Below are 11,682 nucleotides of genomic sequence, written 5' to 3'. Positions count from 1 at the left end.
AGATTATTCCTTGGTCACATCGTTGGCATATTGAATGAGCTGTTCTGCCGCTGTTTTGCCATAAAACTGGGTCAGGATTCTGAGTTTGTCCTGGGTTGCAGCCTGATCAGAATGTGGAGCTGGATATACCCAGTGATTCAATTGATTGGCCGCCAGTAAAATTTTGGGAGTATGCGGATTAAATAAAAAACTCGGACTCAAATTAAAAACGTGTTGTTGTTTTACGGCAGTGAGCGTTTTTAATTCGGAACGTTGATAAATTTGTTTCGGGTTGGTGTTCCAGAGCAAAATGACATCTGGGTTCCATTCAATAAGCTTTTCTGGATTGACATTCGGTTGATCGATAGCGGTATTTACGACATTGTGAGCACCTGCGAGTGTCATGACTGTATTGGGCATCGAGTCGCGACCAGAGGTCGAGAAAATACGTCCACCCGACCAACCGTAATAAATGGTTTTCTGATCAGACTGCGTATGATTTCGCTGTTGAATCGCTTGGATTTCATGATCAATAAACTCTACCAATTCGCTGGCACGTTGAGATTTGCCTGTCAGTTTTCCCAGATCTAACAGCTCTTTACGGGTTTGTTGTAGATTTTCTGAGAGTACAGAATAAACCGGAATATGCATCCTGTTCAGAATCTGGATCACATCTTTTTGACCTGCGCTGACAATGACCAAATCTGGTTGTAAGGCCACTACACTTTCGATATTGGTCGAAGCTTCCCAGTTGCTTGGCGTTGCGATCTTTTTTTCATAAATTCGTCGATCCAGAATTGAATAAGCGCGATACAAATCTGAAGATGTATAAATTTTTGCAGGGATTCCAATGATCGATTTGCCTGCACCGAGCATATATAAATCATCGACACTGGCTTCAAATAAACACACAATCCGTCGTGCAGGCTGATTCAACTGAACGGTATTTCCATCACGATCTGTTACGCTGATTGAAGAATGCAGTTGTGAATGTACATGATCTTGTGCTGGAGAACATCCCGTTTGAATCACTAAGCATAACGTGGTCATTATCAGATAAAAAATATTGGGGCAATAACTCAACACATAATCTCACGCCATAGAAAACTAAGAAGACCAGTAAGTCAATTAACTTATACAATCTTGTGTACAAGATGGTATTTTATTGTAATTTACCACAATTGCAACATTCGGTTTTTTTCATGACGACTTTCTCTTCTCAATCAATATTCGGTATGACTTGTTTATGGTTAAGTATTCAACTGGTATATGCGCAAGATCTACAGGTCTTGAATGCAATTCAGTTGACTGCAACAGCTCAAAAAAATTCGTTTTTAGAGGAGCCTGAAAGCGCGGCTACGAAGTTTGTGCTAGATCCATTAAAAACGCCGCAAAATGTACAGGTCGTCAATCAGAAAATGATTGAGGATATAAACGCTCAACGTATCAGTGATGTGGTTGGCCTAGTGAGTGGTGTCAGTTTACTTAATCCAACAGGAGGAATATGGGATAACTATTCATTTCGAGGATTCAACACAGACCAAACCATTGGTGTAGCAAGCCTTAGAAATGGATTAACGTCATATTTAGGGTTTAATGTTGCACATGATCTGGTCAATGTAGAACGAATTGAATTTTTAAAAGGGCCAGAGGCAGCATTATATGGTGCTGGAGAGCCTGGTGGTGTTTTAAATATTGTGACCAAAAAGCCAGAATTTGAACCACACCATAGCATTGAATTACGAGGCGGATCTTATAACCAGTATCGTAGTGCTATAGATTCAACCAATGCGATTACAGAAACAATCGCCTATCGTTTGGGTGTGGCTTATGAAAATAACAAAAGCTTCCGTGATGAAGTGCAAAACAATAAATTATTTGTTGCACCACAACTGACATGGAAGCCAAGTGACACTACTCAGGTTGATTACGACAGTGAATATACCGTGCTAAATACGTTGTTTGATCGTGGAGTTCTTGCAGTCAATCAGCAGTTAGGAGCGATTCCGAACTCAAGATTTCTGGGCGAAAAAGACGATGGTCTGATGACCGTGAATGACTATTTACAACAGGTCAGAATCCAGCATCAGTGGAATCCAATGTGGTCGACTCAGACCATCCTCAACTATAAAGATAATACATGGCGTGGTTTTTCTTCGGAAGCTTATCAGCTCTTAAATGCACAAGGTGATTTAAACCGTGAACGCCGTTATCGTATCTATGACACCACCAGCTATTTGTTCAGTCATGATTTAACTGGGCAGTTCAATACAGGTTCGTTAAATCATCGACTTTTTATAGGCATGACCTATAGTGATTTAAAAGTACAGAATCATTTGCTTAGATACAGAAAAAAGGGATCGACGAGCAGTGAAATCAATATTTATGATCCTATCTATGGCGTTAATCTTCCAGCCGTTACTTCGGTCTATAACACGCTTGAGCGTCAAAAAAATGCAGCTTTGAGTTTAAGTGATTACATCGAGATTAATCCAAAATGGGCAGTTTTACTGGGTGGACGTTACGATTACTATCAGCAAGACTATCGTGAATTTATTGCGGGCATTCAGGGCGGTCAGTATTTCATGCATTTTAGCCCTAAAGTCGCTGTCAATTATTTGCTTGATGATCATGCTTCACTGTTTGCCAGCGTGGGACAGTCGTTTCATCTTAATTCAGGACTGGATATTCAGCAGCAACCATTCAAACCCGAAAAAGCATGGACTTATGAGCTAGGCACCAAAGCAAAATGGCTAGATGATCGTATCATGGCTTCTGTATCACTTTTTCATGTCAAAAAGCAGAATGTCTTGACGACTAATCCATTGAATTCGGCTTATATGATGCCAGTGGGCCAAGAAACGAGTCGTGGTATTGAATTTGATCTCACTGCACAGCCAGTCGACCCGCTTAACTTAAAGTTTGCATATGCCTATACGGATGCGATTGTTTCTAAAAGCGAAGAAAGCTCAGGAATTGCAAAGGGCAGTGCTTTACTCAATAGCCCTAAACATCATCTTAACTTATTGGTGATGTATGATGTATGGCAAGCAGGAGCAAGTAAAATTGGCTTAGGCGGGAATATTCAGTATGTTTCGGCGCGTACAGGTAATGTCTATGACAATGGTTTTAATTTACCATCTTATACCTTGTTGAACTTAAATAGTTACTATCAGATGAATCCAAAACTCAAATTACAGTTTAATTTGAATAATCTATTTAACACTATATATTATACTGCCAGTGTAAAGGATGAATGGGTGGCCCCAGGGCATCCGAGAGAAATATTTCTAAGCATCAATTATCAATTTAATTAAATAGATTAAACCAGAAGCATAATACTTCTGGTTTTTTCAAGTTCAATGGATTGGCATGCGGTACTGGATCATTTCAGATTTTTCAGCGACCCAGTTATAGAGTTTTTGTGCAGTCAGATTATTTTCCTGAGTATGCCAGTATAAACGTGTTGCATGCTGGGTTTTGGCCTGCTGCTGTACATATTCGATGAGGCTTTTGCCAATATGTTGCCCTCTGCAATCTGGTGAAACATATAAATCTTCAAGATAACAATAATAGTGCGGTGCCCAGGTCGAGCGGTGAAAGACGTAGTGCACAAAACCTAATACTTGTTCTCCTTTCTTGGCAACTGCGCAAAAGACAGGCTCAGAATCATCAAAAAAGCGTTGCCATGTTGTTTGCGTAATCTCTTCCGTCAAAATCACCTTATAGAAATTTTGATAACCTAACCAGTATGTATACCATTGTGAATAGTCTTCTTGAGTAACTGGTACAACTTGAAGCAGCGCAGTATTCACTGATTGATCTCCTCATAACATCAGCTTTTATCATAAAAAGAATGTAGTTTTTTATACTGCTATATAAGATACAGCTATCATATTTTTAAAAGTAGCAGTTTCTAAATATGGTTGCTATTTTTATTGATATGACGCACATAATTGTTAATAAATAACGAAAATTTATTAAAAAATTGATAAAATAATAGATGTGTCACAAATTTCTAAATGAGCATAAGTTGTATGAACGAGCCTGCCCATTTATTTTGGGACAGACATTGACCATCTATATTTTAAAATCTTGACGTCATAGTACCTGCTGATTATTCTTTGCCGGCTGGCCCAAATCGCCAGTGGGTTTTGACAGGCCCGTTCAAACAAAGATGGTTCAACAATTTAGTTTGTGAGCCAAAAACCCGTTCGTCCCCCTTTTCTCTATGGTAGGGCGGAAGGGGGACGCGCTTGCGCGTGCTGGTTTCTTTGTTTGCCAGTCTGTCAACCCTCTTTCGTTCTACCACCCTCATTTGACAGTGAGATGCTAGAACTTCTTTTTCAAACAAAGGAGTACGCTATGTGCTTTTCAAATCTTTTATCGTATTTTTTTATACGGAATCCCTTAAAAAAGAGTTACCCACATTTCTATCAACTCATCGTTACAAATACTCAAAGCGCATTATCGATATTAGAAAAAATGCATGTCAAATATAGATTTATCCAAGACTATAAATAATCGACATGATCAATTTTAAAAGACTAAATCTTAAGAATGCTTGGGAAGTAAGATGTTATGAATACATGGGAATGGGATAAAACCAAGTTTTTTATCCAGCAAGAAAAGATATTGACGGTGTTGATCAAACTATTTCATTATCTGGTTCGAGATGAATATGGTTATTGTAAGCCTGAGCTATCAAAAAAAATCTTTGATCTGTTTAATGATATTACGCCACATCATCAAAATATGATTCATCATCATATACAGATTAAATCGTATGAAAGTTTAAAAACAGTTTTATTGCAACTGGGTGATGTGGAGGAACAACTCAATCTGCAACAGAAAAATTGGATCATGCATCAAGCACTTAGATTTATGCTGGCACAACGCTGGCAAGGTAGCCGTTTTCAGTCTGTTTCTACAGAGCTTATGAGAGTGCTGCAGATTAATAAATCAGAAGTAGATCAATGGGTTAGAGATATCCAGGAAAGTGAAGGGATCACGTTACAACAGTTCAAACCTGACTAAATTAATTGTCTAGGTTATTGCTGCAATCATTCAAAAATGGAAATGGTCTAATTATAAAAATTTAAACTTCATAATTAAGTTTAAATTAAGTTAGTTTGTCTATTCTAAATTTAAGGTGAATAGCTTGTTGTAATCACCGTTTAGTCAACATGAAATACCCTTCGCCACACCCTCAGATGTGGCTTTTTTTTGTTTAAAATTTGCTTTTTAAAATAAGAGACGAGGAATGCCTAGGAAAAATCTTAAACCCACGACGCACAGTATTGGGGCTTATTTTAAGATAATTGGATTTTATGACTGGACATGCACTTTAATTGAACAGAATGGATGTTTTTCTTAATCTAATAATGTCTTCTAAGAGTTGTTTTTTTGGCATATTCATTGCTTAATTCATATGAGAGTAGAAGCTGTCAACATGATGACGTTGTCACTATGTGGGTCATTGCTCTAGGTAATATCAGTTTTTGTTGCAAAACCAATGATATTGCTTAGTGTGGCTCAATCCTATATTCGACTTTTTATAAAATTGAGTCACATCATTAAATTTTCTTTTTTAATGTGAGTGACAAGCATGAACAGTTTAAACACCAATAACGAATTTTCTCTCCAAGAACTGCAAAAAGAATCTGTCATGGGTGTGATGGGTACAGAGACCCAACGTGAAGTCCGTGTAATCGATCTAAGTGATTTTGAACAGCGTAAATATGAAATTGCAGATCAACTTTGGGATGCTGCTGTTGAAATTGGTTTTTTTCAGGTTTCTCATCATGGTATTCCTCAGCAAGACATTGAGCATGCATTTGGATTGGCAGAACAATTTTTTGCCCTGCCACGTGAAGTAAAAGCACAATATCCTTTAAAGCGTAATTCCGGCTGGGAAAGCAAAGCACAGATTCGTCCTTCTACTAAAACACCGGATCAAAAGGAATCTTATCAGGTTACTCGTCCACGTATGACGGGGTTATGGCCTACGCAGCAAGAATTACCAGATTTTAAAGAACAGGTATTAAATTTTGAAAGTCAGTGCTGGTCGGTAGGCATGAAAATTTTGTCTTGCTTTGCCTACAAAATGGGATTTTCAGAAGACTTTTTTACCTTGGCGCATGATCCATCCAAGGAAACCTATCAAAGCACTTTGCGGATGTTGCATTACTATGCGGTTGATCCTGCGTTTAAAGATGAACTCGGTTTATGGCGTGCAGGTGCACATACCGATTTTGATTGTTTAACGCTATTGTTCCAGCAAAAAGGTCAGGGTGGCCTACAGGTATGTCCTGGTAAAGAAATGGAAAATCGTGCATGGACTTCAATTGAACCGCGTGAAGATGTGATTACTTGTAATATTGGCGATATGTTGATGCGCTGGAGTGATGATGTGTTGCCTTCAAATTTTCATCGTGTAAAAAATCCAGCCGATTATGAATATCAGGGAGCGCGTTATAGCTTGGCATTTTTCTGTCAAGCCAATGAAGATGTACTCATCCAAAGCCCAAAAGGCAAATACCCAGATATTACGGCTAAGGATTACTTGGCGCAGCGTGTGAGTGCTAATTTCTCTGGAAAATACTAATTTCTATTGTAGATGATTCAATCTATAGCAGTACAAAAGCAGTCTGAGCAGGCTGCTTTTGTTTTTATGACAAAAATCATATTTCAAATAAACTCAAAGGCATTGTCATCAATGTAATGAACTTGATAGCATCAGGCATAATCTTTTTTATATAAAAGTGGCTGTAATGTCATCAGGGCACCAAGTTTTAATTAAACTCAGAAAAATGATTATCGATGGCGAACTTGAGGGTGGCAGCCGAATCGCAGAAATTCCAACGGCAGAGCTTTTAGGAGTATCACGTCAGCCTATTCGAATGGCCTTTCGTCTGCTTGAGCAAGAAGGCTTGCTGATTAAAAATCCAACCCGTGGCTATGTTGTCCGTGAGATTTCGGATGAATTGGTGCATGATGCCCTTGAGGTGCGAGGTGTACTCGAAGGCTTGGCAGCAAAAACCATAGCAGAGCAGGGACTTACCGAACAACAAAAAAATATTTTGCATGAATGTATTGAAGAAACTGAAAAGCTATTTAATGGAAGAAATGAATTTGGTGACGAAGAGCTGGAAAAATATCATCACTATAATGTAATTTTTCACGATACTATTATTGAGGGTGCAAAAAATATTGCTCTGATGCAGGCGTTGGCTAAAAACAACCAATTACCTTTGGCTTCTGCACAAGCGATTACCTACGATCAAAACCGTGCCTTATCTGAATATCGACGTTTACATTATGCGCATCTACAGCATTGCTCAATTTATAATGCTTTAGTGAATCGTCAAGCTGGACGTGCAGAAAACTTAATGCGTGAGCATAGTAGTGTTGTCGTACTCGGAGAGACTGTACGTCAGATTTTAGCGGATGCCGAGTAAAAAACTCCTATACATGGGCTTAATGTATAGGAGAAAAACTGAACTTTTAAGCAAGATCAATGACTAAAATTTTAGACTTCGCACGCGAACAACACGGTGTAAACTGATCATTTAAAGCATGTTCCTCATCTGTCATAAATACATCACGATGATCTGGTGTTCCAGAAACCACGCGCGTAATACAGGTGCCGCAAATGCCTTGTTCACATGAAACAGGCACGTCAAAGCCATGTTCGAGCAAGGCTTGAGTCGCCGTCTGATGGGCAGAAACTTCAATTTTACGATCTGAGCCAAGCACTTCAATGGTAAAAGCTTCATTCTGACTTTGGTCGATTTGCGGTGCGACAAAATGTTCTTGATGCAACTGTTCATCTGACCAACCTGCCTGCTGTGCAGAATCCATCACAAATTGCATAAAACCAGCTGGACCACAGACATATAAATGTCGATCTGGAGCGACTTCTTCAAGCACTTTCGACATTTCACATTGTGTTTCAGACTGATTCTGAATGTGAAAATGAATTTGCTCTGGGAAGTGTTCAGTCAGGTTGCCATAAAATGCAATCATTTCATGACTACGTACAAAATAATGTAGTTCAAATGGAATTTGCTGATGTTTTAGACGATAAGCCATGGAGAGAATAGGCGTAATCCCAATACCGCCTGCAAATAAAACTGCTTTCTGAGTTTTAGAATGAATTTCAAATAAATTGCGCGGTGTACCAATATTTAAATGATCGCCTTCACGATAATCCTGATGAATACAACGTGAACCACCTCTTGAATTTTCATCGTGCAATACACCAATCACATAGCGATGTTGTTCACTACAACAGTTAGAAAGTGAATATTGTCGAGTCAATCCATTTTTGAGATGTACGTCAATATGTGAGCCTGCGTCAAAAGCTGGTAAGTCGCTGCCATTGGCAGAGATCAACTCAAATGCACGAATACTTGGAGTAAGCTGGTGAATTTTGTGAATGATCACGTCCATGTTTATCATCCTTAAATTACACGAATATTGGGAAATTTTCGTTGTGTATCTTGAGGTGACGGGCTATTTTCTTTTGCCAGTAACCGATCAATAATCTTGCGTGATTGAACCCCGCCAGCATCGATATTCAGCATCAATAATTGGCGCTGTGGGTTACGTAGAATATTTTGCTGCTGCTGTTCCAGCATTTCTAAATCTTCGGTAAAAATCTTGCCTTGTCCTTCACGAATCTGGTCGGTCAGTTGTTGGTTTTCTGGCTGGAAATTACGTGCCATGCCCCAAAAATACCAGTGAGACGTTTCTGTTTCAGGCGTAATAAAATCGACAACCACTGAAGCGACTTTTTTGTCTTTTGGTGCGTTATAACCACCATGACCCGCATGAGCCACACCCACTTCAATATGGACATTACTAGGTGCAAAGAAGTGACAACGTTGCCAACGATCCACAGGCACATCATCAGCTAAATGATTTCCACGTAACGCCATTTGCCAGAATGGTGGCGCAATAATATTTTCCATGTAGCGTTCAGTTACCACATGGTCTCCATCGACTTTGGTTACTGGCAATGCTTCATCAATTTCTTTTTGACCGATACTGCTCGAATGAACATAAGTTTCATGAGTCAAATCCATCAGGTTATCAATCATGAGACGATAATCACACTGGATATGAAACAGCCCACCGCCATAACTCCACTCTGGATGATCTGCCCATTCGAGTGTGGGTAAGTCTGCTTCATTTGCCAGAGATTTTTCACCTGGCCAAACCCAAATAAATCCGTATTTTTCGACAACAGCATATGCTTTATTGCAGGGGAAGCCGCCTACACGCTGCGCAGGCATAGCAATGGTCTTTCCTTCACATCCCATAACTAAACCATGATAACCGCAAACTAGATGACCATCTTTAACATAACCCAAAGACAATGGCGCGCCACGATGAGGACAGAAATCTTCTACCGCTGCGACTTTATTTTCTTTGCCACGATAAAATACGATTTTTTCACCATAAATCGTACGGCCTAATGGTTTATCTTGAATTTCTTCTGGGCGGCAAGCGACATACCAGGCATTTTTAATAAACATGTGTGACGACTCCTTATCACTTATTGGATCCAATTTATGCTAATTTTTATGCAGAGTCAATCCTATTTTATTTAATTTAGTCTCATTTGGATTCTGTCTTATAGGGTTGATATACAATGAATATGCACTAATTTAAGTATAAAAATAACGAATGGTTGATTTTTTGAATAAAAAGTATCGAAATTAAGTACTTTTGATTATTGTAATAATTGGATCCAAAAAATAACAACTCTGGATCATCTCCTTACATGAGAACTTGACGGTGTAATGTAACCTCATGCGTTGTTCGTCAAGGCTTTTGCCATATTTACGCTAGGAATAACAATACCTGTAAATAAACATAGACTGAAGCTAAATCGACTTAATTGATTCATCATGATTCGAGTAATCCTTTGAAATTCCCATGCATCTTGCTTAGGTTTTGCGGTATTAAAATAATGATTTTTTAAGGAGGATCCATTCCCGTTTAAAAAGCATATATTTTTTATTTATTGGATCCATATTTGTTCTAAATAAATATCTAGACCAAATATAATTTTTATCAAGTATATAATTTTATTGTTTTAATTTTAGTATTTAAACTTTATGTACGCTGATCGCACAAAATTTTCCAAGAACCAATTGATTTTTTGGATCCATTATATCAGTATGCAAATTGAGCAGGATGCTCCAGAAACCGATCCAATCATACTGTTTCTGACATAAATAAATTCCTTTTAGGCAATTATGGATATGGATATGCATAATCACCCAGCATTCAAGCTTTGTAATGTCGTGAGTATCTCCTGTCCAGATTGGGAGATATATAATGCAAAGAGACATTTTAAGCGAAATTAATCAGAATAATATGAGCCGTTATCAATGGTTTGTGATCGTTGTTTGCGTGTGTCTCAATATTATTGATGGCTTTGATGTGATGGTCATGGCATTTACAGCTCCATCTGTTTCAGCTGAGTGGTCACTTTCAGGTGCACAAATCGGGCTTCTACTTAGTGCTGGTTTGTTTGGCATGGCTGCGGGTTCTATTTTTCTGGCACCTCTGGCAGACAAAATTGGTCGCCGTTTACTGATTTTAATTTGTTTAGCTATTGCAGGCATCAGCATGCTCGCCTGTGGTTTGGTGCATAGCCACAGTATGTTGGCAGCATTACGCTTTGTGACAGGTATTGGGGTGGGGGGTATTTTAGCCAGTAGCAACGTTTTGGCCAGTGAATATGCCAATTTACGCTGGCGTAGTCTTGCTGTTAGTCTCATGTCAACGGGGTATGGGATTGGCGCAACATTAGGCGGCATATTGTCATTACTATTGATTGAGCATTTAGGCTGGCGTTCGATCTTTCTGGCGGGTGGTGTGACGACAGTTGTAATGTTATTGGTGAGCTTATGGTTATTACCAGAATCACTGGATTATTTATTGGCGAAGAAACCGAAGCAAGCACTAGAAAAAATCAATCTGACCGTGCAGCGTATCGGACTTGTTCGCTTAAATGCCTTACCACAGCATGAAAAAAATACACAACAGCACAGCAGTGATATTGCCAAGCTTTTTCAAGGCAAGCAGGGATTTCAAACATTATGTTTGTGGTTTGCTTTCTTTCTGGTCATGTTCGGTTTTTATTTTGTGATGAGCTGGACACCAAAAATTCTGATTGCAATGGGCATGTCGCCAAGTCAGGGCGTAACGACAGGAATCTTAATTAGTATTGGTGGTGTTTTTGGTGCTGCAATTATTGGTCTTTTGGCATCACGTATTAAAATCTTTCATGCCTTAAGTCTCTTTTTGGGATTAACCGCTGTGTGTGTATGGTTGTTCGTGGCCGTATCTTCGCAAGTGAGTATTGCACTCATGGTCGGTTTATTGCTTGGTACACTCATTAATGGCTGTGTGGCGGGTTTATATTCTATTTCTCCCACTATTTATGACGCAGATATACGTAGTCGTGGTGTAGGTTATGCCATTGGTTTTGGCCGTATTGGTGCAATTTTATCACCAACAGTGGCAGGTATTTTTCTCGATAAAGGCTTAGCTCCGTCAACCTTGTATGCCTATTACGGTATTGTTTTTATTTTAGCGATTTTCCTGATTCTGAGCTTGAGTAAGGCATTTTATCGCCAGAAAGAAGGTCTAGGAAGTTCTATAAAAACAGTTGCTTAAATCAAT

Annotated in this window: 9 protein-coding genes; 5 read left to right on the top strand and 4 right to left on the bottom strand. The window is 38.9% G+C overall.

Annotation, left to right across the window (positions count from 1 at the left end; genetic code table 11):
- Positions 1 to 3: 3 nt before the first annotated feature.
- A complete protein-coding gene (locus tag F952_RS02840; protein ID WP_004921897.1) occupies positions 4 to 1,029 on the bottom strand; it encodes an ABC transporter substrate-binding protein in 1,026 nt (341 codons plus the stop codon).
- A 152-nt stretch (positions 1,030 to 1,181) separates the two neighbouring features.
- Here F952_RS02840 and F952_RS02835 point away from each other — a divergent pair, with 152 nt between their 5' ends.
- Positions 1,182 to 3,296: a TonB-dependent siderophore receptor gene (locus F952_RS02835; protein ID WP_004921894.1), complete on the top strand. Its 2,115-nt coding sequence runs from the start codon at positions 1,182 to 1,184 to the stop codon at positions 3,294 to 3,296.
- Positions 3,297 to 3,338: 42 nt separating this feature from the next.
- On the opposite strand, the gene F952_RS02830 is transcribed toward F952_RS02835, so the two are convergent.
- On the bottom strand, positions 3,339 to 3,794 hold the full coding sequence (locus F952_RS02830) for a GNAT family N-acetyltransferase (RefSeq protein WP_004921890.1): 456 nt from the start codon (positions 3,792 to 3,794) through the stop codon (positions 3,339 to 3,341).
- A gap of 766 nt (positions 3,795 to 4,560) precedes the next feature.
- Between F952_RS02830 and F952_RS02825 the strand changes: the two genes are divergently transcribed.
- From F952_RS02825 to F952_RS02815, 3 genes are all read left to right on the top strand, one after another.
- Positions 4,561 to 5,016, top strand: coding sequence for a hypothetical protein (locus tag F952_RS02825; protein WP_004921889.1), 456 nt, complete (start codon positions 4,561 to 4,563; stop codon positions 5,014 to 5,016).
- Positions 5,017 to 5,587: 571 nt separating this feature from the next.
- Positions 5,588 to 6,586, top strand: a complete 999-nt coding sequence (locus F952_RS02820; protein WP_004921886.1) for an isopenicillin N synthase family dioxygenase — start codon at positions 5,588 to 5,590, stop codon at positions 6,584 to 6,586.
- 166 nt (positions 6,587 to 6,752) lie between these two features.
- Complete coding sequence (locus F952_RS02815; protein ID WP_004921883.1) at positions 6,753 to 7,439, top strand: GntR family transcriptional regulator; 687 nt, start codon at positions 6,753 to 6,755, stop codon at positions 7,437 to 7,439.
- Positions 7,440 to 7,485: 46 nt separating this feature from the next.
- Here F952_RS02815 and F952_RS02810 read toward each other — a convergent pair whose 3' ends face one another.
- Both F952_RS02810 and F952_RS02805 read right to left on the bottom strand, forming a co-directional pair.
- Positions 7,486 to 8,433: a PDR/VanB family oxidoreductase gene (locus tag F952_RS02810; protein ID WP_004921880.1), complete on the bottom strand. Its 948-nt coding sequence runs from the start codon at positions 8,431 to 8,433 to the stop codon at positions 7,486 to 7,488.
- Positions 8,434 to 8,444: 11 nt separating this feature from the next.
- Positions 8,445 to 9,521: an aromatic ring-hydroxylating dioxygenase subunit alpha gene (locus tag F952_RS02805; protein ID WP_004921878.1), complete on the bottom strand. Its 1,077-nt coding sequence runs from the start codon at positions 9,519 to 9,521 to the stop codon at positions 8,445 to 8,447.
- Between the two features lie 808 nt (positions 9,522 to 10,329).
- On the opposite strand from F952_RS02805, the gene F952_RS02800 reads away from it, so the two are divergent.
- Positions 10,330 to 11,676 (top strand): MFS transporter, encoded by a 1,347-nt coding sequence (locus F952_RS02800; protein ID WP_004921875.1) that lies wholly within the window; start codon positions 10,330 to 10,332, stop codon positions 11,674 to 11,676.
- The last annotated feature ends 6 nt before the right edge of the window (positions 11,677 to 11,682 follow it).

It is taken from the genome of Acinetobacter baylyi DSM 14961 = CIP 107474 (assembly GCF_000368685.1).
Classification (GTDB): domain Bacteria; phylum Pseudomonadota; class Gammaproteobacteria; order Pseudomonadales; family Moraxellaceae; genus Acinetobacter; species Acinetobacter baylyi.
Note: the sequence above shows the minus strand (reverse complement) of the source record. Positions and strands in the feature narration are given on the sequence as shown.

Coding starts and splice junctions, on each gene's coding strand:
- F952_RS02840 (WP_004921897.1), bottom strand. CDS start 1,029: ATGACCACGTTATGCTTAGTGATTCAAACGGGATGTTCTCCAGCACAA.
- F952_RS02835 (WP_004921894.1), top strand. CDS start 1,182: ATGACGACTTTCTCTTCTCAATCAATATTCGGTATGACTTGTTTATGG.
- F952_RS02825 (WP_004921889.1), top strand. CDS start 4,561: ATGAATACATGGGAATGGGATAAAACCAAGTTTTTTATCCAGCAAGAA.
- F952_RS02820 (WP_004921886.1), top strand. CDS start 5,588: ATGAACAGTTTAAACACCAATAACGAATTTTCTCTCCAAGAACTGCAA.
- F952_RS02815 (WP_004921883.1), top strand. CDS start 6,753: ATGTCATCAGGGCACCAAGTTTTAATTAAACTCAGAAAAATGATTATC.
- F952_RS02810 (WP_004921880.1), bottom strand. CDS start 8,433: ATGGACGTGATCATTCACAAAATTCACCAGCTTACTCCAAGTATTCGT.
- F952_RS02805 (WP_004921878.1), bottom strand. CDS start 9,521: ATGTTTATTAAAAATGCCTGGTATGTCGCTTGCCGCCCAGAAGAAATT.
- F952_RS02800 (WP_004921875.1), top strand. CDS start 10,330: ATGCAAAGAGACATTTTAAGCGAAATTAATCAGAATAATATGAGCCGT.